The following is a 21,962-nucleotide window of genomic DNA, read 5'->3' as shown; positions in this document are numbered from 1 at the left end:
TGGAGGGTTGGCATCAAGGAGTATCGGGAGGGAAACCTATAAATAACGTCGATCTGCCCGACCAGATTTTCCTGCGCTGGCAGTCACTAGTGGAGCCACAGGCTTACAGGGCCAGAATACAAATCCCTCAGTGGGTACGCGATGAGATGGTTAAGCCAGAGCGCGTATACTGCCGAGGCTCAAAAGAATGGATAGACGACTACCGCTTCGCTATTACGCTGGGCATGGCCCCAGGAGGGATCGTTAAAGTTTGGATCGGTGGGCCATGCCTTGGCTTCAAAGAAGTCGGTCGTTACCAAGCCAAAGTCGAACCGCTCGGCCCCAACCAAGACGGAAAACGGTTGTTTTACCGAGCCCCCAATCCAGCGGCGCAAGCTTGGATAGACCAGCATGGTATTCCGTATGGCAGTTGGTAATGCTGCTGCGGCCCCGCACCCATCGCGCCACCGCACAAATGAACGTCTCAGAATCCAGTGCGGCGCTCACTCCGATGTCGGCGGGGGCTATCTCCCACGGGCACGAGAAAGTTGTGGATGCCGCAGCCCTGCAAAGCCAGCGTTCCGGACGGTCAACGGGTTGAATCCCACACCGCCTGGGCCCGTGCAGAGGCGGACGCCAAGGCATTGCGCGAATCAGGCGTCGATCGCGATGGCTACGTTGCGGTGAAAGCCTGGCCTGCGGCAACTAACCCGCGCGGCAAAGCCGCGTCGGTCATGGAGGACTACTGGATAACCGTGCTGCTCGAACGCTCCGTGCATGGCGAACTGAGCCTGATTGCACTGCGTGTTATGCCTGAACTGGGGATACGTCACGCTGTTCCCTTCAAGGGGCTGGAAGCGCGGCCTGAACTCGCAGTGCCAGAGAAGCTTATGCCTATCGCTAAGCGAATCTTGCAGCAGGTCATGGCGGATCGGCTCGTACGCCTTGAGCCTGCTCAAGAGGCGCTGCTGCGAGCGCGTTACATCCACATGTCCGCGCACTGGACCCCGGAAGGTCCCTTTCTTTTCAGCAAACCGGCACCGCTCAAACGCCGGAACGTGCACCTCAACCGCCCTCAAAAAGGTTATCCAGAATGAGCCGCCTGGTCTGTTCGGTGGGTTTGTTACTCAGTCTGAATGCGTGCGCGAATGGGCCAAGATTGCCGCCTGTCCCGAAGCTGCCATATCCCGCCTGGTACATAGGTTTCGCCGCCCCCAAGCACATGGAAGTATGGGTGGAAACCGTCGACGTACTGGACACGCGTGGACTCGCATTCTTTAGGGTGCACGGCGGCGTCGCGAGTTATACCGGTAAGGTGGAGGGTTGGCATCAAGGAGTATCGGGAGGGAAACCTATAAATAACGTTGACCTGCCAGACCAGATTTTCCTGCGCTGGCAGTCACTGGTGGAGCCGCAGGCATACAAGATCAAAATACAGATTCCCCAGTGGGTACGGGAGGAAATGCTCAGACCAGAAAAAGCGTTTTGCATATGGCCCGGGGAATGGCAGGAAGATTATCGAGAGACGATCACGCTAGGTATGGCGCCTGGCGGAATCCTCAAAGTTTGGGTAGGCGGATCATGTCTAGGCTTCAAAGAGGTCGGCCGCTTTCAGGCTGAAATCGAGCCGCTCGGTCCCTACCGCGGCGCGAGCAAGGGCAAGTACATCCCGCTCGAACCGGAGAACAAAGCCTACGTCGAACAACACCGCATTCCCTATGGCAGCTGGTAATGCTGCTGCGGACCCGCACCCATCGCGCCACCACCCAAACCACTTTTCAGCACGCAAAAAAATCCGCGCTGCCTCGGGGAGAACAGCGCGGATCGTCTACCGCTTAATCAATGCACAAACAGTGCGATCAAAATAATGATAGGGATTGGAATGCCGAGGAACCACAGAAGCAATGAACGCATGATGACTCTCCTTGATCAGCGAATGCTGGAAGTATTGGAATAAGCACGGGTTTCGACATACGTGACCGCATCACGACGACGACCACCCCAGATAGCGGCAAGGCTGGCGACGAACGCACCGCACAGCAGCGAAACGAAGGTCCACAGCGCCGCGGTTGCGGCAGCCTTGGCAGCGGCATCGGCAGCCTGTTGAGCTTTGAGCTTGGCATCGGCGACAGCCTGCTTGGCTTGGCCATACACCTGATCAACGCGGGCCTGGGCATCGGCCTGGCTCATGTTGGTACGCTGCGCAACCAGCTGTGCCAGATACGTACGGTCTTCCGGCGCGAGCTGACCGTCATTGGCCATGGTTTTGGTGAAGATACGCACCACGACACCGTGAGCCGCATCATCGCTTACTGCTGCAGGGCGATCATCGCGGAATAGAGAATCGATGTAGTAGCCATACTGATCACTGCTGGTATTGCCCGCTGCGGAACCTGCGGCTGTTGCGGCAGTACCTGCCACACCGGCAGCCGCAGTGGCGCCGGCTTTAACGCCGCTGCCCACGATGCCGCTCACCGAGCCTACGATCAACACAGCGGCAACCAGCGTGGCAACTGCCCACGACAGGAAACCGTGTGCCGTGTCACGGAAGTAGACTTCGTCGCCGTGCATGTTGGCCCATTTGACACGCAGGCGGCCGGCGAGGTAGCCGCCCATGCCTGATGCAACGATCTGCGTCAGTGCAAGCCAGACGGCGGTGGAAATACCGATGGTCTTCGCGCTGGCGCCTTCGTTGGCCCAAGGCGACATCGCCGAGAAACCGAGGCCGGAACCCAGCAGGATCAGGATGAGGGAGAGGGCGGCAGCGCCTGCGGCGCCCGCGAAGATGGCCCCCCAGGAAACGCCGGAGACCGATGAGGATTCTTCTACAGCGGCAGGATAAGAATCAGGTGAGACGTTCATGGTGCTGCTCCGTGCGAATGATTTTGTACTTCTCCCCAATACGGTGCATTGGCTGTGCCACCGCTTCGCTCTGGAATAAATACAATTGAATCAATAGGTTATGGAAATAACCGCCACTCGTTTTCGTGCAAATTGCATGACCTGCTCTTAAAGCCGGAGGCTTTCTGCCCGGTTGGCGGATTTCCAGGGCCGTCAGTGGCTTGCGACACTCTCCTGCGACGGATTCCGCCGATGCGCAACATTCCGGCACATTTATGGCTGAATGGTGTCTTATAACGTCGGCGCTCTGTGTTGACCGCTATAGTCCGTCCACAGATTCATCTTCTTCGAGAGGTTACCCAGCATGTTTGTCCATCGCCCCCTGGAAGAAAAAGACGTTCCTTTCATCTGCGACATGCCCCAGAGCATTGATGAACTGTTCTATATGTTCCCCAAGGCGGTGTTCCCGCTAACCCCTGAGCAGCTCAACGAGGCCATTGAGCAACGTTCGGACAACACGGTCATCGAGCTGGACGGCCAAGTGGTCGGGTTTGCGAATTTCTCCCGATACGATTTCAGGGGCCGTTGCTCCATGGGCAACGTCATCATCGACCCACGATTCCGCTCCAAAGGCGTGGGCCGTTACATGATTGGCTGCATGATGGAGCTGGCGTTTGGCAAGCACGAAGCCGCAGAACTCACCGCTTCCTGCTTTAACCACAATGTCCCGGGATTGCTGTTCTACCCCAAGCTGGGTTTCAAACCCTTTGCCATCGAAGAGCGTCTGGACAAGAAGGGCGCCCGCGTTGCGCTTATTCACCTCAAGCTGCCACGCAGCTAAGCCCACAGCTAAAGCCAATCAGAGCCCCATGAGTTCATTCGTCGGACGCCACCCCGGTGCCCGACGAATGGCTGCATGCATCCTGCGCGCGTGATTCGCCCATCAATTTCGCTTTGTTCCTGACCTCAAACGGTTAACCAGGCATGTCCTGCACAGGTGAATCGATTTTCCTCCATCGACCTGTGCCGGGCTGCTTAACAGTGCGGGCGCCGGGTAGTTTGCTTCACTTTGGGGCGGGGGGTATAACGAGATAACCCCTCTGTCGAATGACGGACGGCGTCCCGGAACCATTTCCAGCTTACTGGAAGTGCTTACTTAGAGTCAGGCGAGTGGCTGAAAGCATCATGCAGTCCTGCCTGTGGAGGATTGAAAATGATTGCCTGTACGCTCTCTAACCTTGAACTGCGCAGCATTATAGAAAGCGCGTTTCTGCCCCTGCGTTGCAACTGTACGGTCCTGGCGGATGTGATGACGGTTGAAGTCATTGACCCTGCCACTGAGCGTGTCGAGTTGTTCGCGTCGAATATCGCCCTGGACTCGCTCGACAACAGCCATGCCTTATGTACGTTGATTCGCGACCTCCAGGCCGAACTCGAGAAGGCCAGGCATTACCCCCATGCCTTGGCGAGCTGAGCGCAGAGCGCTGGCAATAATCGCGATTCCGCCTTATGTTGGTCCGCATCGGCCCTGAGCGGCCAGGCGGGATACTGAGGATTTGCATGGCGCACGCGCAACCCGAAATCGAGGCGGTAGGAGTGCAGGAAGGAGCGGCGCCTTTGCGCCGTCGGCGCAAGGTCATGATCGGCGTCGGCTGCCTGCTGGGTATTGTGGTGGTGGGTGCTGTAACGATCACCACCATGCTGGAGCGTCTGGAAACACGAAACGCCAGCTTCCGCCCGCCCATGACTTCACTCGAGCGCGAACAGCTACTGCCGCCCGAGCCGGTACTTGAGATCAAACCTCAGGTGGAAGGGCTGCGTTACGGCGCCGCCCTCCAGCCCGGGAATGCGCGTACGAGTGGCCAGCCCCCCATTGCTGACGACGCCTCGGCAGCAGCGCCGCTCTTCAGCACGCCGCCGCTCAGCCCCTTGCCCCTCAGCGCACCAGACCCTCGATCCGGCAAACCGCTTGGCATCGCCCAGGCGGTCCACGTACACGACGGCGCGCGCTAGGACCCGAGGGTTCAGTGGGGCCTGCGACCGTGCTCATCTTCGAAGAGCAGTTTGAACTGTTCTTCGCCGTTGGCTTGAACCGCATAGTGTTCCCGCACAGGCCCCGCTTCAATGCGCCCCTCCATGGCAACGCGTACCACCGTTGATTTGGGCAGATATTCCGGCACATCACCAAGGATGGTGAGTTCGCGCAGGGTGTCGCCATTGTGCTCGATGGTGGCAAGCCGTACGCGGCAAGTTGCCTGCATGGGGATGGGCCCGAACAGGGTGTCGCGCGAATAATCGATCTCTGCGAGGCCGAAGCCAGGCGGCTTTTCAACGTTCATCAGGTTCACCTCTCTGGCGGTGCTTATGTGTTTAGCAATGAGCAATGGAGGCATCGCAGCCCGGAATAGTTCTCATCTTTACCCCGCCATCTATCGGATACGATCCTGCGACTTCTCTTAATGCATCCGGTGGAAATCCAGGAGCCGGTATTCATTAATGCTGACGTCAATAAATAGTTCTAAAAGTTAAAGTGCACCACGAAAATCAACCGCTCATCAGTATCTTTCCAATGGAAAGTTATTTAGATCCGTTCGCGTCAGGGACTGTCAAACTAAAGCGCGGAAGCTTCTTATTTTATAAATCCATGGGCTTGGTCTAAAGCGACGACTTACTGGCGCCATTATTAATAATACCTTCTAAATCAACGGGTTAAAGGTGGTAATCAAGAAAAGCACCGGTTTCTCAGAAAATTGACACTTTGGCCGTTATTTGCAACCATCGCTTTACGTTTTCAACTAAGAAAACGTCCAGTTAGTGCAAGAGCCGGACACTTCTCATTCTCGAAAAGACCCTTCAGGCACGTGATGAGCTGGCGGTAGCGTCCCGCAAAGAAACCTGAGCAGCAAGCCATGCGAATGTTCGGCGTCGGGGCGGCCCACCCACCACCTCCCGCACCTGAAGTCGCGGTCTAGAGCCATCGAGCCACCACGCGCCGTCCTTCCGACCTGCCCGCGGCTCCGATGTGATCCGCGTTTTGGGGTCGTCAAGTCTGCGAGCACGGTAGTTCAGCAAGACCCCATCTAATTATTCAACTTGAAAGTTCAGACATCGCCTGAGCGATTGCGGTTAGACGCGCACGTCAGTGTGGCGGTTTATAGCGCGGCCGGCGGTACGGTAACGACCCAGCGTGGAGTGACAGTTATGCAAGGAGATCATCTGGAAACCGTTTGCGGTTGCATAGTGGGAGGTGCCGGACCTGCGGGAATGGGACTGCTTTTCAACGCATTGAAAAGTGGTGCCATGCCAGAACTGGCCAAGGAAGGTTTAATCATTGTGGACGCAAGTCCCACGCCGGGCACGGGTCGTTTAGGCGATTACCGGATTACCGCCAATTCGGTCGGCGATGTCTTTCTCGATTGCCTGCGTGACCCGGCATTGCGCGATGTATTCGAGCCCCTTGAACATTCGCCTGCCTATTGGCGCATTCGTCGCCAGGCGCAAAGCGCCCCGCAACTGGCGGACGTGGCTGAACTGCTGGCGGAAGCCTCGACGTTAGTGCTCGATTTCATCGTCGAGCACTACGGCGTGAAATTATGGAGCAGCACGACGATCACCGAGATTGTGCGCGAGGGCGACGAGTACCAGGTGTGGGTAGAGTCGGAGGGCCGCAGCCGGCGGATTCGCAGCCGTGCGGTGGTTCTTAACCTGGGCGGCTGGCAGGACCCGCAGCACTTGCTCGACAGTCTGGCGGATCAAGGCCTCGCGGTTCCGCCCTCGGCGCAGATAGCGAGCGCCGATGCGCTGTTGAGAATGAACGCCGTGCAACTGCGTCATCTGTTTGCAACAACGCTGGCGGCCAAGGGCCGGGTCTGTGTGGTTGGCGGCTCCCACAGCGCATTTTCAGTCCTGGAAAACCTCGCCGACGCCCTGGAATTTGCCGGTCTTGAAGAAGTGACACTGGTGCACCGCTCGCCGATCCGCCTGTTTTACGAGACCGCGCAGGCCGCGCTGGACGCGGGCTACGTGTTCGATGCGGTCAGGGATGTCTGCCCGGTTTCGGGGCGGGTCAATCGCTCCGGCGGCTTGCGCTACCGTGCGCTGGACGTGGGCCGCGAAGCCCTGTCCAAAGGTCAGATCGGCAAGACCGGCGTACGCGTACAGTTGCTGCAGACCCACCAAGGCCCGACCGATCAATTCGAGCGTGCCCGCCAGGCGCTGGCCGAAGCTGACATCGTTGTGCAATGCACCGGTTATCAGCCGCTGCTGCCCGCCCTGAGGCATGCCGGGGGCGAAGCCATCAAGCTGATGGAGGTCAAGGGTGGGCTTGATTCCGATCCTGCGGGTTGTCCGCTCGACGCCGGCGGCCAGCGCCTGCACGGTCTGCACCTGTTCGGTCTGGGGGCAGGGCTGGGGGTCGATCCGCGGCTGGGCAGCGAGGCGTCCTTTGACGGTCGCATCTACGGCGTCTGGCAATTCCATCATGACGCCAGCGGCGTGGTGATCGATTCGGTCCTGACGCGCTTGCAGACCCTCGCGGCGCAGCCTGCCATGGCGACCCCTCGACTGGTGTCCAGTCGCAGCGAGGACCGCTTGCCGTTCCTCTGGCCCGTATTGGTCAACGCTCAGTCCTGACTCTCCTTGCAGTACTTGCATCCCGGCGCCCCTTCGGTGGCCCGGGATTTTTTTTGTCCGTTGTTCCGGCGTCACGCACAGCCTGGCCGCTCCTCGGCAGTTCGCGGGACGAGCGGCCCTCATCTACGCTGGGATGTCTGACTCGTCGTGACATCGAACAGGAACTGACCAATGCGTATTTTGATGGTGGGCGCGGGTGCGATCGGTGGCTACTTCGGCGGCCGATTACTGGATGCCGGGCGAGACGTGACGTTTCTAGCGCGCGAAGGCCGGGGACTGGAGCTGGAGCGTGACGGGCTGATCGTGCGCAGCCCGCAGGGCAACATCGAATACCCGTCACCGCCGCAGGTGATGGCGGCGATGCTGGACACGCCCTTCGACCTTATCGTGCTCAGTTGCAAGGCCTACGACCTCGACAGCGCCATGGCCTCGTTCGCGCCTGCGGTCGGCCCTGAAACGCTGATCCTGCCGCTGCTCAATGGCTTGGCACACCTGGACAGGCTGGCCGAGCGGTTTTCACCGGCCAGCGTGCTGGGTGGGCAGTGCCTGATTTCGGTGGATCGCGACGCTTCGGGTGCCATTCTGCACTTGAATGACATCCACCAACTCACGTTTGGCGAACGTGACGGTCGGCTGAGCCCGCGTATTCAGCAGGTCGCCGAAGCGCTGTCCAATGCAGGATTCGACACCGTATTGAGTGAGCAGATCAGCCAGGAAATGTGGGAGAAATGGTGCTTCATCGCGACCGGTGCGGGCATCACGGGGTCGATGCGCGCCAGCATCGGCGACGTGATCGCCAGCGGCGGGGAAGGGCTGATTTTGAGATTGCTGGACGAGTGCGCTCAGGTGGCGGACCACGCAGGGCACCCGCTACGCAGCGAAGTCCGGCAACGGTTCGAGAAAATGCTGACCACCCCGGGTTCGAAGATGACCGCCTCCATGCTGAGGGACATCGAGCGCGGCGCGCCGATTGAAGTGCAGCATGTCTTCGGTGAGCTGATTGCCCGACGGAAAGTTGCCGACAGCTCACTTGAGGATTCACTGTCGGCCCTCGATTACGTTTACCTGCACCTGCGCGCGTATGAGGCGCGGCGGCTCCGGGAACAGGCGTGAGTCATTTGCCCGGCGTGTGCGTTGCCAGCTCCATGATCATCCGCGTCAGCAGATAAATGCGCGGCGACACGCTTTCGACTTCGGCATATTCCTCAGGCGTGTGAATGTTCCCGCCGACGATGCCGAAGCCATCCAGTGTCGGCACGCCAACCCCGGCCGAAAGGCTTGCATCGGCCGCGCCGCCGCTGCCCTCGATGGTCAGCTTGCGGCCGATCTCGCCGTAGATGCCTTGGGCGATATCAACCAGCTTGTCGGTTTCCGGCGTTTGTGGCATCGGCGGCAAACCACGCTCCAGGCGGGTGGTCACCTCGGTGTCCGGGATCAGTTTGTCCGCCGAGACACGGGCCAGATCCTTCTCGATGCGGTCGAATTCGGCCGGCACGGCCGCGCGCACATCCGCCTTGGCGGTGGCTTGATCGGGAATCACATTGATCCTATCGCCTGCGTCGAGCACGGTGAAGTTGATCGTGGTCTTCTTCTCGGCGTCGCCCAGTTTGCCCAGTTGCAGAATCTGGTGCGCCACCTCCATGGCGGCATTGCGGCCCAGTTCCGGCGCGACGCCGGCGTGGGACGCCTTGCCCCTGACCTCGACCACTGCCGTTGCGCTGCCTTTGCGCCAGACCACCAGCCCGTCGGCGGGGCGGCCCGGCTCCAGGTTCAGCGTCACATCGTGCTGTTTGGCGACGTTCTGGATCAGGGCGGTGGCGGCGGCAGACCCGGTCTCTTCACTGGCATCCAGCAGGAAGGTGACTTGCGCATAGTCCTTGAAGTCGAGTTTCTTCAGTATCTTCAACGCATAAAGCCCGGCGACGATACCGCCTTTGTCGTCCATGACACCCGGCCCGTATGCCCGGCCGTCTTTGATGTGGAAGGGCCGGGCGGCGGCGGAGCCTTCCTTGAATACGGTGTCCATGTGCGCCATCAGGAGGATTTTAGCCTTGCCGGTCCCCTTGAGCGTGGCGACGATGTGCTGGCTCTTGTCCGGCGCGGTATTGGGAACCCTCTCGATGGTTGCGCCCAGCGCCTTGAGCTGTTCGATCACGATGTCGCTTACCTGGGTCAGCCCGGGCTCGTAGCCTGGGCCCGTATCGATGTTGACTAGCTGTTCCAGCAGCTTCAGTGCGTCGGCTTTGTATTGCTCGGCATCTGCCTGGACCTGCTTGTTGGGCTCGGCAAAGGCCGGTGCTGCCGCTGAAAAGGCGATGCCCAGGGCCAGAGCGCTGGCGATAAAGGGACGGGAAAAGGGTACGGTCATGGTCGATCCTTGAAGTTTGCAAATAGAGAGCTCGACTCACACCGTAGCCCGTCGCACAGCATCGTGCCTATCAAAATGCGTTATCCGCAGCAGCAAAAACGTCGAACCTTTAGGCTGGACTAACCTCAACATGCCTACGTCAGTCATCAGAGGAGAAGCACCCCATGCCGGTTAAGCACGATTTGTACGCAGACCTGAGCATCACCAAAGAAGAGCTCGCCAAGCGCAAAAGCGGCGACGCGAAGCTCAATGCGCTGGTCGAGCAATACGATGAGCTGGACGCCCATATCGTCAGTGTCGAAGAGGCAGGTGACCTCTCGGACGATGAACTGAAGACCCTCAAGGAAAAGCGATTGCTGGCCAAAGACTCCATCGCCCAACAACTGAACGCGGCGGGCTGATCGGGTTAAACGGCGGCACTAACTGAAAAGGGCCGATCTCTTATGGAGATCGGCCCTTTTAGTTGGCGAAATCTGACAACTGACAACTTCCCTCGACATCCGGAAGTGCATCGTCACATACGCTGAATCTTTGTCCCCGTGCCCGCTTAGTTACCCGCGAGGCGACTTGGCTGGATCCAAAGTTCAGACGAAAAAAAACGGCGTCTGGTCAGTCGCCGTCGCCGACCTGTCAGCACCGGGTGGTTGCTGACAGTGATCGAATAAGCATAAACCGGTGGGTTTATTGCGGATCCTGGTCCGGTGCAGTCTCGGCCTTGATGCGCTTGTAGATTTCTTCGCGATGCACTGAAACATCTTTCGGAGCGTTGATGCCAAGACGTACTTGGAGGCCCTGAACGCCCAGAATGGTAACGGTGATGTCGTCACCAATGTTTATGCTTTCGCCGACTTTACGGGTGAGTATCAACATAATCTTTTCCTTGATGGCCTCATGAAGCGCCTCTGCCGGGAGGCTGGCGTGAGCCTTTGGGTGATGGTTTGCCGATTGCATCCAAATGCGTTCATCAGTATGACGCCATGGGTACGATTTTAATTCCCCAGGTTCATCGTCTCGTCACACTTGACGCCGCTCGTGGGGCCGAACGGCATGTGAATCTTGCCTGATGCTGGCGGTAAATTCCCGTGTGAATCGGCTATCGGCTTGATAGCCAGATTCAGGGCGGCGCCTATTCCACACTCCTTTGGCCTTTATTGCAAAGAACTCGTGCCGGGCGGGGATGAAATTTTCATTAGATTGCTCCTACGATTTCTCTGCGAGGAGTGTAGGAGACTTCCGAAATGAGTAGCGGCAAAACGCCGTAACTTTAATCGAATTGATGACGGGATGTGTGAACGGTTTTGTATCAGGCCCGATTCACCCGAATCGATGCACTCAAGCCCATGATCAGAACGCCGGCACAGCGCAGTATCGGAGGTTCAGAAATGACATGCCCACCGCGAGGGTGGGCATGGGTGCAGCGGAGGTATCACAGTGCTATGGCGCTGTGATCAATGCATCAAACCACCAACGACAACAGCATGATCAGGATGATGCCCACGACCGACAGGATGGTTTCCATCACGGTCCAGGTCTTCAGGGTTTCAGCCACGGTCATGTTGAAGTACTGCTTGACCAGCCAGAAGCCCGCGTCGTTCACGTGAGACAGGATCAGCGAGCCTGCACCGGTCGCCAGTACCAGCAGCTCGCGGTTGACGCCCGGCACCATGCCGACCACGGGGGCGACGATCCCGGCGCCGGTGATGGTGGCGACGGTTGCAGAACCCGTCGCGATCCGGATCACCGCAGCGACCAGCCAGGCCAGCAGGATCGGCGAGATTTGCGCCTGCACGGCCATGTGGCCGATCAGGTTGCCGACGCCGCTGTCCACCAGCATCTGCTTGAAGCCACCGCCAGCGCCGACGATCAACACGATCGCGGCAACGGGCGCCAGGCTCTGGTCGAGCAGCTTGATGATGTGGTCACGGCTGAAGCCGCGTGCCGAACCGAAGGTGTAGAACGCCAGCAGCAGGGCGAACAGCAGAGCCGCGATCGGGTGACCGATGAAGTCCATCCAGATACGGAAGATGTGGCCGGCTGGCAGCGCAACGTCGGCGAACGTCTTGAGCAACATCAAGAACACCGGCAGCAGGATTGTCACCAGAGTGATGGCGAAGCTGGGCAGGTTTTCGTTGGTGGACTCTTTGGCAATCTGGTCCATCAGCTCTTTCGACGGGTTACCCGGAATGTGCTTGGCGATCCATTTACCGTAGATAGGGCCGGCAATGATTGCGGTCGGGAATGCGACGATCAGGCCGTAGAAGATGGTCTTGCCGATGTCGGCGCTGAAGATGCCGATTGCGAGCAACGGACCCGGGTGCGGAGGCACCAGACCGTGCACCGCCGACAGACCTGCCAGCAACGGGATACCGATCTTGACGATGGACACGCCGCTGCGACGCGCAACGATGAACACCAGCGGGATCAACAGCACGAAGCCGATTTCGAAGAACAGCGGGATACCCACGAGGAACGCCGAAAACATCATGGCCCAGTGCACGCGGTCCTTGCCGAAGCGACGGATCAGGGTCTGGGCGATCTGGTCAGCACCGCCCGAGTCCGCCATCAACTTGCCGAGCATGGTGCCCAGGCCAAGGATGATACCGACGAAACCCAGCACGCCGCCGAAACCGTCCTGGAACGATTTCATCACTTTGTCGACCGGCATCCCGGAGGTCAGCCCGAGAAAACCTGCCGCGATGGTCAATGCAATAAAAGGGTGGACTTTGAACTTGGTGATCAGAAGCACAAGGCCAATGATGGTCACCAACGCATCGACAAGCAGATACGTGTCTTGAGTCATACCGAACATGGGTGTCTCTCCGTTGTATTTTGTTTTTTTGGAGCTACTGCTTAACGCTGTTGCTCTCTGCCCTGTGAAGCAGGGGCAGCGTCATCAGAGACAGCGCTACCTTTGCCGCTCACACCTGAGCTCGGCTCAAGAGCCGGTGCGAGCGGTGACAGATGGGGTTTGAGAGTGGTCGAGGGAATCGCTCCACCATTGAGCCGCTTCCTTGCCGAGGGTCTCGATCGGCTTGGTTGCGTCCACCACCAGTGTGCGGTCTTCGTTGTAAGGAGGTTCGAGGGTTGCGAACTGGCTGTCGACCAGACTGGCCGGCATGAAATGCCCCGGGCGGTGCGAGCAGCGTTCGGTGGCCAGCTCCTTGGTCAGCTCCAGAAACACAAAGCCCAGCTCCGGCACGGCTGCACGCAGGCGTTCACGGTAGATAAGCTTCAGCGAGGAGCAGGTCAGAACAGGCTTTTCACCCTTTGCGACGGCGGCAGCGACTTCTTCGCCGAGGCGGGTCAGCCAGCCGGCGCGGTCGTCGTCGTTCAGCGGATGGCCCGCGCTCATCTTGTCGATGTTGGCCTGGGGATGGAACGCATCACCCTCGATCAGCCGGCCGCCGCTGTTTTCAGCGATGGCAGCCCCGACGGCACTCTTGCCGCAGCCGGAAACACCCATTACCACGATGGCGGAAATAGCATGTGGAGCAGTAGTCATAAAAACCTCGTCCCGGAGACAGCGCTGTCTTCGCCGAATGGTGTGCAAGTCCGGCAAGACTGTTTCCAGGTGTAGTCATTGTTATGGGTATCTCGCTGATCCATGAGATGCATCATTCCAGTCGTGTAAACGATCGAAAAGTTGCGGGCCTCCGTGAGATAGCGCTACCTTAGAGCCCATCCCACACAATCGCAACCCCCCGCAACGCTCTTCCAATCAGTTGGCAACGCATGACACGTATTGGTTCCCGCTCCACCGGTCGTCCTACTCTTAACGAAGTCGCAAAACTGGCTGCCGTGTCGCCCATTACCGCGTCCAGAGCCTTGCGTGGCGTGGCCACGGTGGCACCGGAGCTGGTGGAAAAAGTCCGCGCTGCTGCGGTGAGTCTAGGCTATGTCGCCAATCCTGCCGCGCGCGCGCTGGCGTCGTCGCACAGCCAGTCGGTGGTGGTGCTGGTGCCGTCGCTGTCCAACCAGTTATTCATTGAAACCCTCGAAGCCATTCAGACCGTTCTGCGTCCGCGCGGGCTGGAAGTGGTGATCGGTAACTATCACTACTCACCTGTAGAAGAAGAGAACCTGCTGCGCAGTCATCTTTCCCACCGGCCTCGGGGCATCTTGCTGACCGGTTTCGACCGCAGCGCGGCCGCTCAGCAACTGCTGGCAGCCAGTGGCGTGCCTTGCGTTCATATGATGGAGCTGGACCCGACTCGCGCCGAGCCGTGCGTGGGATTCTCCCAGCAACAGGCGGGAGCCGAGGCGGCGCGGCACTTGTTGAGCCGTGGCCGTACGAGACTGGCCTACGTGTCGGCGCAGCTCGATCCACGGGTGATCCAGCGCGGCGTAGGCTTTCGCGGCGCGCTGGAGCAGGAAGGGCTGTATGACGAAGCGCTGCAGATGGCGTCGCCGCTGCCATCGTCCATCGGTCTGGGCAGTGAACTGTTTGCCCGTTTGCTCGAAGAGCATCCGGACGTGGACGGGGTGTTCTTCTGCAATGACGACCTGGCGCAGGGCGCCACGCTGGAAGCCCTGCGGCGCGGCATCCGTATTCCTGAACAGGTTTCGCTGATCGGCTTCAACGACTTGCCGGGCTCGGCGCACATGGTCCCGCGCCTGACCTCCATCCGCACCCCGCGCGAACAGGTCGGCCAGCGCGCCGCGCAGTTGCTGCTCGGCTTGCTGGACGGCACGGTTCACGAAGCGCAGGTGGACCTGGGGTTTGAACTGGTGGTACGCGAAAGCACCTGACCGGACTTGATGTTGGAGGGGCGGGCTTGCGGATGAAGCAGTTCTGGCCTCCACCATCGAGGTTTCCAAGCCTGACGCCTTCGCCAGCAAGCCGGCTCCTACAGGTTGAGGTGGGTCAGCCAGCGGGTGGCGGTCGGTCTGACGCTTTCGCGGCCAAGCACGCTCCTGCAGTGATTTTCGGCCAGGCGATGAACTGCGCTTGGACGCAAATCCGTAGGAGCCGGCTTGCTGGCGAACGCGTCGTGTCAGGCACAGCGCTGTTCGCCAGGTCTTCATCTACAGCAGCCTGTCCAGGTCCTGCGTTGCCCGGCGCAGGCTACCGCTCGATTAATGCTCCTTCTTGAACGCCAGACGGAACTCATGCAATAGCGGTTCGGTGTAACCGCTTGGCTGCTCGCGGCCTTTGAACACCAGCGCGCTGGCAGCCTGGAAGGCCACTGACTTCTCGAAGTTGCCCGCCATTGGCGTGTAGGCCGAGTCCCCGGCGTTCTGCCGATCGACGACTTTGGCCATGCGCTTGAGCGCGTCCTTGACGTAGTCCTCGCTGACCACCCCGTGGCGCAGCCAGTTGGCGATGTGCTGGCTGGAGATACGCAGCGTCGCACGGTCTTCCATCAGGCCGACATTGTGGATGTCCGGCACCTTCGAACAGCCGACGCCTTGCTCCACCCAACGCACCACGTAACCCAGCAGACCCTGGGCGTTGTTTTCCACCTCCTCGCGGATCTGGTCCTCGTTCCACTCTGCTTTCTCGACGACGGGTATGCTCAGCAGGTCCAACAGGATGTCTTCGCTGATGCTGTCCAGGTCGACCTGCTCCAACTCCTGCTGCACCGCTCTCACGTCCACTTTGTGGTAATGCAGCGCATGCAGCGTCGCCGCCGTCGGGGAGGGCACCCATGCCGTGGTCGCACCGGATTTGGGGTGCGCGATCTTCTGCTCCAGCATGTCGGCCATCAGGTCAGGCATCGCCCACATGCCCTTGCCGATCTGCGCACGCCCGCGCAAGCCGCAGGCCAGACCGACCAGCACGTTGTTGCGCTCATAGGCCTTGATCCACGGCGTGGCTTTCATGTCGCCCTTGCGCAGCATCGGGCCGGCTTCCATCGAGCTGTGCATTTCGTCGCCGGTGCGGTCGAGGAAGCCGGTATTGATGAACGCAACCCGGGACGACGCCGCTTCGATGCACGCTTTGAGGTTGACGCTGGTGCGCCGCTCCTCGTCCATGATCCCCATCTTCAGGGTGTTGCGCGGAATTTTCAGCGTATCTTCGATACGGCTGAACAACGTATCGGCGAAGGCCACTTCTTCCGGACCGTGCATCTTCGGTTTGACGATGTACACGCTGCCGGCGCGGGAGTTGGTGCGGTTGTGCAGGTCGTGCAAGGCGATCAGGCTGGTGATGACGCCGTCGAGAATGCCTTCAGGGATTTCCTTGTCACCGTCGTACAGAATCGCCGGGTTGGTCATCAGATGACCCACGTTGCGGATGAACAGCAACGAGCGCCCGTGCAGGGTAATCGCGCTGCCGTCGGCGGCGGTGTACTGACGGTCGGCGTTCAAGCGACGGGTGATGGTTTTGCCGCCCTTGACCAGTGCTTCGGTCAGGTCGCCTTTCATCAGGCCCAGCCAGTTGCGGTAGATCACCAGCTTATCATCGGCATCGACGGCGGCGACCGAGTCTTCGCAGTCAATGATGGTCGACAGCGCGGCTTCCAGCAGCAGGTCTTTGATCCCGGCCGGGTCGCTGCCGCCAATCGGGCTGGCCGGGTCGATCTGGATCTCGATGTGCAGGCCGTTGTTCTTCAGCAGGATGGCATGGGGCTGCAGCGGCTCGCCCTGATAGCCGATGTATTTCTCGGGCTGAGCGAGGCGCGAGGGGCTGCCGTCGGCGAGGGTGACCAGCAATTCCCCGCTGTCCATCGCGTAGGCTTTGGCGCCGACATGGGAACCCGACGCCAGCGGCACGGCTTCATCCAGAAACGCGCGGGCGAAGGCGATGACCTTCTCGCCGCGCAACGGGTTGTAACCGGCCTTGACTTCGGCGCCATTGGCCGAGGAAACAGCATCGGTGCCGTACAGCGCGTCATACAGCGAACCCCAGCGGGCGTTGGCGGCATTCAGGGCGTAACGGGCGTTCGCGGCGGGCACCACCAGTTGCGGGCCGGCCTGCTCGCTGACTTCGATATCCACCTTGTTGGTGGACACCTTGACCTCGGCCGGCACCTGATTCAGGTAGCCGATGCTGTCGAGAAAGGCGATGTATGCCGGCATGTCGGTGACCGGGCCGGGGTTGGATTTGTGCCATTTATCGAGCTGAGCCTGCAGGCGGTCGCGTGTTTTGAGCAGCTCGCGGTTGACCGGCGCGAGATCGTGGACCAGGGAGTCGAAATCAGCCCAGAACATTTCCGGGGTCAGGCCTGTCCCGGGGATCACCTCCTCGTCGACAAAGCGCTTGAGGTTGGCCGCCACCTTGAGGTTGTGGCAATTGACGAATTCGGTCATCTGGGGTCTCCATCATGAAAAGGTATCGGCACCTGGGGTGCCGGCGGCAAAGGGGCGAGTCGCAGGCCGAGTTACTGCGCGCTCACCGCCGCCACACCGGCCTTGGCCACTTGCGCATCCTGATCGGCTTTCACACCCGAAACACCCACCGCGCCGATGGTCTGGCCGTCGATGATCACCGGTACGCCGCCTTCCAGCGAGGTCAGCAGCGGGGCGGTCACGAAGGCGGTGCGACCGCCGTTGACCATGTCTTCATAGCCCTTGGATTCGCGACGACCCAGCGCCGAGGTGCGGGCCTTTTCGATGGCGATGTAGCCGCCGATGGGCGCGCAACCGTCCAGACGCTCGAAGCCCAGCAGGTGACCGCCGTCGTCGGTCACGGCGATGGACACTGCCCAGCCGTTGTTCTGCGCCTCGGTGCGTGCGGCGGCCAGAATCTGGGTGACTTCGGTCTGGGTCAGTACGGATTTGGTTTTCATGCAGTTCTCCTGAAGGGCAAAGGGTGTCATGAGTGTCGGTCTGATACGGAGCCAGGGCGCCTGCAATCAACTTGGAGGCAAGGCGTCCTCGATGAGTTCGATCCAGTGCTTGACCGGTGTACGGTTCGCGCTCGCCAGGTGGGTCTGACAGCCGATGTTAGCCGTTGCGATCACGTCCGGGTTGCCGCTTTCCAGCGCGTTCATCTTGTTGTCACGCAGCTGTTTTGCCAGCACGGGCTGGGTGACCGAGTAGGTGCCGGCCGAGCCGCAGCATAAGTGACTGTCGGGCACAGGTGTGAGATTGAAGCCCAGTCGGGTCAACACCGACTCGACGGCACCGCCGAGCTTCTGCGCATGCTGCAATGTACACGGGCAATGGAAGGCCAGGGTCTGGCGCGTGCAGCCGCCGAGTTGCTCCAGTGGCTCGGCGCGCAGCACTTCAACCAGGTCTTTGGTGCGTTCGCTGATGGCCGCGGCTTTCTGCGCGTAAACCGGGTCGTTGCGCAGCAGGTGGCCGTAATCCTTGACGAAGGCGCCGCAGCCGCTGGCGGTCTGCACGATGGCCTCGGCGCCGGCTTCAAGGCTCGGCCACCACGCATCGATATTCCGGCGCGCACGTTGCAGCCCTTGTTCCTGGGCATTCAGGTGGTAATCCACGGCGCCACAGCAACCGGCCTGGGCGATCGATTGGACGCTGATGCCCAGCCTGTCGAGCACCCGCGCCGTGGCCGCATTGGTATTGGGTGACAAACCGGGTTGCACGCACCCTTCAAGTATCAGCATCTGCCGTGCATGTTGCCGGGTAGGGCGAGCCTTGGCGGGGCGGATGTTGCCCGGCAGCTTGGTCTTCAGCGCAACCGGCAGCAGCGGTCTGAATGAGTTGCCTAACTGGGTGAGGGATTTGAACAGACCGGCGTTGGGGACCACGGCGCGCAGGCTGTCGCGCAGCAACCGTTGCCCGAGTGGGCGCGGCACGGCGGCGTCGACCACCTGACGGCCGATGTCCAGCAGGTTATGGTAATCGACGCCGGAAGGGCAGGTGGTTTCACAGTTGCGGCAGGACAGGCAGCGGTCCAGGTGCAGCTGGGTTTTCTCGGTAACTTCGCGGCCTTCCAGCACTTGTTTGATCAGATAGATGCGCCCGCGCGGGCCATCCAATTCGTCGCCGAGCAATTGATAGGTCGGGCAGGTCGCGTTGCAGAAACCGCAGTGCACGCAGCTGCGCAGGATGCTTTCCGCTTCCTCGCCACGGGGCAGGTTCTTGGCGTGTTCGCTCAGGGTCGTCTGCATGGTTCAGATCTCCGCGTACATTCGGCCCGGATTGAAAATTCCGTGCGGATCGAGTTGCGCCTTGAGCTGGCGGTGATAGCGCAGCAATGGCGTGGCCAACGGCTGAAACGGGCTGTCGTCCAGGGCATGGCTGTAACAGGTGGCGTGACCGCCCGCGGCGCTGACGATGCGGCGGATCTCGCTGCCGCTGGCGTCGGATTTCAACCAGCGTTGCGCACCCGCCCAGTCGATCAATTGATCTCCCGGAACGTCCAGCGCAGCCGTGCTGACGGGCAATGAGAGGCGCCACAATGGACGGCCATCGGTAAAGAAATCCAGACGGTGTTCGTTGAGCGCGCCCCAGTAGGCCGAATCGATGGTTTCGCCACCCAGCCGGTCATGGGCCGCTGCGACCGAACCTTCGCCGCCTTCAAGACGCAAGCGCAGCACACGTCCGTCGTGGCTCGCCGCGCTGATCGGCAAGGGTTCCTGACCCCATTGCGCGAGGCGGGCCAGGGCGGTGAGGCTGTCCATTTCCAGCGCAAGGCTGGTGCACAGCCGTGGTTTGGGCAGGACTTTCAACGAGACTTCGGTGATCAGACCCAGGCAGCCAAAACTGCCGGCCATCAGCCGCGAAAGGTCGTAGCCGGCAACGTTTTTCATCACCTCGCCGCCGAAGCGCAGATGCTTGCCCAGGCCGGTGATCACCCGCGTGCCAAGGACGAAATCACGCACCGAGCCGGACCACGGCCTGCGCGGCCCGGACAGGCCCGCCGCGACCATGCCGCCCACGGTTGCATCGCCTGCGCCGCCATCACTGTACGTCGGCGGTTCGCACGGCAGCATCTGGCCGGCTTCCTCCAGCGCGGCATTGAGCACTGACAACGGCGTGCCGGCGCGAGCGGTGATCACCAGTTCGGTCGGGTCGTAGGTTACGATTCCGCAATGAGCGCGGGTGTCCAGCACTTCCCCGGCCACCTCGCGACCGAGGAATGCCTTGCTGTTGGCACCTTGAATGCGCAGCGGCAGGGCAAATTGAATCGCCTGATTGACCTGCTCCAGCAGCGCGTCGCTGGCATCACGGTCCTGGCCAGCCACGGCCGGCTGACGTTGAGCCTCCATCAGAAACGCTCCAGTTCAGGGAAGGGCAGCTTGCCCATGTGCACGTGCATCGCGCCGAATTCCGCGCAGCGGTGCAGGGTCGGGATGTTTTTGCCGGGGTTAAGGGTGCCGGCCGGGTCGAATGCGGCTTTTACTGCATGGAACAGGGTTAGCTCGTCGCTGTTGAATTGAGCGCACATCTGGTTGATCTTCTCGCGGCCAACGCCGTGCTCGCCGGTGATGCTGCCACCGACCTTGACGCACAGCTCCAGGATCTTTCCGCCCAGCGCTTCAGCGCGGTCGAGCTCACCGGGTTGGTTGGCATCGAAGAGGATCAGCGGGTGCATGTTGCCGTCACCCGCGTGAAAAACGTTGGCGACGCGCAGGCCGTATTCTTCCGAAAGCGCGGAAATACCCTTCAGCACGCCGGGCAGTTCCCGTCGCGGGATGGTGCCGTCCATGCAGTAGTAATCCGGCGACAGCCGACCGACCGCAGGGAAAGCGTTCTTGCGACCGGCCCAGAATCGCACGCGTTCGGCCTCGTCTCTGGCCTGGCGTATTTCAGTCGCGCCGGCCTTTTCGAGCACAGCGCGGACGCGATCACAATCGGCGTGAACGTCGGCTTCGACGCCGTCGAGTTCGCACAGCAGAATGGCTTCGGCGTCGACCGGGTAGCCGGCGTGGATGAAGTCTTCGGCGGCGCGTATCGCCAGATTGTCCATCATTTCCAGGCCGCCCGGTATGATCCCTTCGGCGATGATGTCGCCGACCGCGCGACCGGCTTTTTCCACCGAGTCGAAGGCGGCCAGCAGCACGCGCGCCACCTGCGGTTTGGGCAGCAGCTTGACGGTCACTTCAGTGATCACGCCGAGCATGCCTTCAGACCCGGTGAACAGCGCGAGCAGGTCAAAGCCTGGAGAATCGAGGGCGTCGGACCCCAGCACCATGTGCTCGCCCTCGACCGTCAGGATGTCGACCTTGAGCAGGTTGTGCACGGTCAGGCCATATTTCAGGCAATGCACGCCGCCAGCGTTTTCTGCGACGTTGCCGCCAATCGAGCAGGCAATCTGCGAGGAGGGGTCAGGCGCGTAATACAGATCGTGGGGCGCTGCGGCCTGGGAGATGGCCAGATTACGCACGCCGGGCTGCACCCGGGCAAAGCGCCCGGCGGGGTCGATGTGGAGGATTTTGTTGAAGCGCGCCATCACCAGCAGCACGCCTTTTTCCAGGGGCAGCGCGCCACCGGACAGTCCGGTCCCGGCACCGCGCGCCACCACCGGCACGCCACGCTCGTGGCAGACCTTGAGCAGCGTCTGCACCTGTTCAATGCGTTGCGGCAGCGCCACCAGCATCGGCGTCGTCCGGTAGGCCGAAAGGCCGTCGCATTCGTAGGGGCGCAGTTCTTCCTCGCGGTGGAGGAGGTCCAGATCAGGCAGGCGGGTTTGCAGCGCGTGGAGCAACTGTTGTTTGTCGATGACCGGCAGCACGCCGTCGACGCGTTCGTCGTACAGGATATTCATGGTGGGCTCGTTACCCTGTCTTGTTTTTATTGGAGGCCCGTTCCGCGACGGAACGTGAATGGCTGGCTTGCATCATTGGCTCAGCGCGGCTTAGTGTCTACCGGGTGGAGCAGTGGTCGAACCAGTTTTGCGATGAGGGATCGTGAAATTAGCTGCTAATACACTTAAACATCATTGAGATAGCGGTCATCGCGCTTTTTGCTGTTCGGGTGGTTATCCGTGGTCATACCAGTGTGATGCCCATCGTAGGAGCCGGCTTGCTGGCGAACCGGGGGTCGGCTCGGATGGGTAGCGACTGAATAAATGCGTTTGCCAGCAAGCCGGCTCCTACGGATCGATTCGCCCCGGCAGAACGGGCCCGGCGCTAACCCGAGGAAATGTGTCCATGCAGAATCCCGAAACAAAACGTGCGCCGCAGGTGGCCGATGTGGTCAGTGAGCGCATTGAGCGGCTGATTGTCGACGGCGTGCTCAAGGTCGGCCAGTTGCTGCCCTCCGAGCGGCGGCTGACCGAAAAGCT

Annotated in this window: 21 protein-coding genes and 1 pseudogene; 11 read left to right on the top strand and 11 right to left on the bottom strand. The window is 60.6% G+C overall.

The features are described from left to right. The 3 genes from VF672_RS20605 to VF672_RS20595 all read left to right on the top strand — a co-directional run. Positions 1 to 416, top strand: a 416-nt coding sequence (locus VF672_RS20605; protein ID WP_331106378.1) for a DUF2931 family protein, incomplete at its 5' end; no start/stop codon positions are given. 117 nt (positions 417 to 533) lie between these two features. Next, on the top strand, positions 534 to 1,076 hold the full coding sequence (locus VF672_RS20600) for a hypothetical protein (RefSeq protein ID WP_331106377.1): 543 nt from the start codon (positions 534 to 536) through the stop codon (positions 1,074 to 1,076). Beyond that, complete coding sequence (locus VF672_RS20595; RefSeq protein WP_331106376.1) at positions 1,073 to 1,711, top strand: DUF2931 family protein; 639 nt, start codon at positions 1,073 to 1,075, stop codon at positions 1,709 to 1,711. The genes VF672_RS20600 and VF672_RS20595 overlap by 4 nt, the downstream gene beginning before the upstream one ends. Positions 1,712 to 1,908: 197 nt before the next feature. On the opposite strand, the gene VF672_RS20590 is transcribed toward VF672_RS20595, so the two are convergent. Then, on the bottom strand, positions 1,909 to 2,841 hold the full coding sequence (locus tag VF672_RS20590; RefSeq protein ID WP_331106375.1) for a hypothetical protein: 933 nt from the start codon (positions 2,839 to 2,841) through the stop codon (positions 1,909 to 1,911). A 343-nt stretch (positions 2,842 to 3,184) separates the two neighbouring features. On the opposite strand from VF672_RS20590, the gene VF672_RS20585 reads away from it, so the two are divergent. From VF672_RS20585 to VF672_RS20575, 3 genes are all read left to right on the top strand, one after another. Next, positions 3,185 to 3,661: a GNAT family protein gene (locus VF672_RS20585; RefSeq protein WP_331106374.1), complete on the top strand. Its 477-nt coding sequence runs from the start codon at positions 3,185 to 3,187 to the stop codon at positions 3,659 to 3,661. 372 nt (positions 3,662 to 4,033) lie between these two features. Then, positions 4,034 to 4,294: a DUF1652 domain-containing protein gene (locus tag VF672_RS20580; protein WP_331106373.1), complete on the top strand. Its 261-nt coding sequence runs from the start codon at positions 4,034 to 4,036 to the stop codon at positions 4,292 to 4,294. An 86-nt stretch (positions 4,295 to 4,380) separates the two neighbouring features. After that, entirely contained in the window at positions 4,381 to 4,833 is a 453-nt protein-coding gene (locus tag VF672_RS20575; protein ID WP_331106372.1) for a hypothetical protein, read from the top strand. 11 nt (positions 4,834 to 4,844) lie between these two features. On the opposite strand, the gene VF672_RS20570 is transcribed toward VF672_RS20575, so the two are convergent. After that, positions 4,845 to 5,159 (bottom strand): hypothetical protein, encoded by a 315-nt coding sequence (locus VF672_RS20570; RefSeq protein ID WP_331106371.1) that lies wholly within the window; start codon positions 5,157 to 5,159, stop codon positions 4,845 to 4,847. Between the two features lie 925 nt (positions 5,160 to 6,084). Between VF672_RS20570 and VF672_RS20565 the strand changes: the two genes are divergently transcribed. Next, positions 6,085 to 7,452 (top strand): pyridine nucleotide-disulfide oxidoreductase, encoded by a 1,368-nt coding sequence (locus tag VF672_RS20565; protein WP_414705641.1) that lies wholly within the window; start codon positions 6,085 to 6,087, stop codon positions 7,450 to 7,452. Between the two features lie 171 nt (positions 7,453 to 7,623). Further along, positions 7,624 to 8,565, top strand: coding sequence for a ketopantoate reductase family protein (locus VF672_RS20560; RefSeq protein ID WP_331106369.1), 942 nt, complete (start codon positions 7,624 to 7,626; stop codon positions 8,563 to 8,565). A gap of 1 nt (position 8,566) precedes the next feature. Here VF672_RS20560 and VF672_RS20555 read toward each other — a convergent pair whose 3' ends face one another. Continuing rightward, entirely contained in the window at positions 8,567 to 9,820 is a 1,254-nt protein-coding gene (locus VF672_RS20555) for a M20/M25/M40 family metallo-hydrolase (RefSeq protein ID WP_331106368.1), read from the bottom strand. Between the two features lie 164 nt (positions 9,821 to 9,984). Between VF672_RS20555 and VF672_RS20550 the strand changes: the two genes are divergently transcribed. Continuing rightward, entirely contained in the window at positions 9,985 to 10,221 is a 237-nt protein-coding gene (locus VF672_RS20550) for a YdcH family protein (RefSeq protein ID WP_331106367.1), read from the top strand. A 280-nt stretch (positions 10,222 to 10,501) separates the two neighbouring features. On the opposite strand, the gene csrA is transcribed toward VF672_RS20550, so the two are convergent. The 3 genes from csrA to VF672_RS20535 form a co-directional block, all read right to left on the bottom strand. Then, positions 10,502 to 10,690, bottom strand: a complete 189-nt coding sequence (gene csrA, locus VF672_RS20545; RefSeq protein WP_037012727.1) for a carbon storage regulator CsrA — start codon at positions 10,688 to 10,690, stop codon at positions 10,502 to 10,504. A 586-nt stretch (positions 10,691 to 11,276) separates the two neighbouring features. Then, the gene (locus VF672_RS20540; protein WP_331106366.1) at positions 11,277 to 12,629 is read right to left on the bottom strand and encodes a GntP family permease; all 1,353 of its coding nucleotides are present in this window, start codon (positions 12,627 to 12,629) and stop codon (positions 11,277 to 11,279) included. Positions 12,630 to 12,755: 126 nt separating this feature from the next. Further along, positions 12,756 to 13,283: a gluconokinase gene (locus tag VF672_RS20535; RefSeq protein ID WP_331106380.1), complete on the bottom strand. Its 528-nt coding sequence runs from the start codon at positions 13,281 to 13,283 to the stop codon at positions 12,756 to 12,758. Positions 13,284 to 13,552: 269 nt separating this feature from the next. Between VF672_RS20535 and VF672_RS20530 the strand changes: the two genes are divergently transcribed. Next, positions 13,553 to 14,569 (top strand): LacI family DNA-binding transcriptional regulator, encoded by a 1,017-nt coding sequence (locus tag VF672_RS20530; RefSeq protein WP_331106365.1) that lies wholly within the window; start codon positions 13,553 to 13,555, stop codon positions 14,567 to 14,569. Positions 14,570 to 14,896: 327 nt separating this feature from the next. Here VF672_RS20530 and VF672_RS20525 read toward each other — a convergent pair whose 3' ends face one another. The 5 genes from VF672_RS20525 to glcD form a co-directional block, all read right to left on the bottom strand. Then, positions 14,897 to 17,074, bottom strand: coding sequence for a malate synthase G (locus VF672_RS20525; protein WP_331106364.1), 2,178 nt, complete (start codon positions 17,072 to 17,074; stop codon positions 14,897 to 14,899). Between the two features lie 71 nt (positions 17,075 to 17,145). Further along, complete coding sequence (locus VF672_RS20520; RefSeq protein WP_192174332.1) at positions 17,146 to 17,553, bottom strand: heme-binding protein; 408 nt, start codon at positions 17,551 to 17,553, stop codon at positions 17,146 to 17,148. A 66-nt stretch (positions 17,554 to 17,619) separates the two neighbouring features. After that, positions 17,620 to 18,843, bottom strand: a complete 1,224-nt coding sequence (glcF, locus tag VF672_RS20515; protein WP_331106363.1) for a glycolate oxidase subunit GlcF — start codon at positions 18,841 to 18,843, stop codon at positions 17,620 to 17,622. Between the two features lie 3 nt (positions 18,844 to 18,846). Continuing rightward, positions 18,847 to 19,944 carry a glycolate oxidase subunit GlcE gene (gene glcE / locus VF672_RS20510; RefSeq protein ID WP_414705640.1) on the bottom strand — a complete coding sequence of 366 codons (1,098 nt, stop codon included), beginning with the start codon at positions 19,942 to 19,944 and terminating at the stop codon, positions 18,847 to 18,849. Then, on the bottom strand, positions 19,944 to 21,443 hold the full coding sequence (gene glcD, locus VF672_RS20505) for a glycolate oxidase subunit GlcD (RefSeq protein WP_331106362.1): 1,500 nt from the start codon (positions 21,441 to 21,443) through the stop codon (positions 19,944 to 19,946). The genes glcE and glcD overlap by 1 nt, the downstream gene beginning before the upstream one ends. 385 nt (positions 21,444 to 21,828) lie before the next feature. Here glcD and VF672_RS20500 point away from each other — a divergent pair. Further along, positions 21,829 to 21,962, top strand: a pseudogene (locus tag VF672_RS20500) (transcriptional regulator GlcC); the annotation flags it as partial.

Origin of the sequence: Pseudomonas sp. (genome assembly GCF_036387035.1) — a bacterium.
In the GTDB taxonomy this organism is placed as follows: domain Bacteria; phylum Pseudomonadota; class Gammaproteobacteria; order Pseudomonadales; family Pseudomonadaceae; genus Aquipseudomonas.
This window is presented reverse-complemented; position numbering and strand designations above follow the sequence as displayed.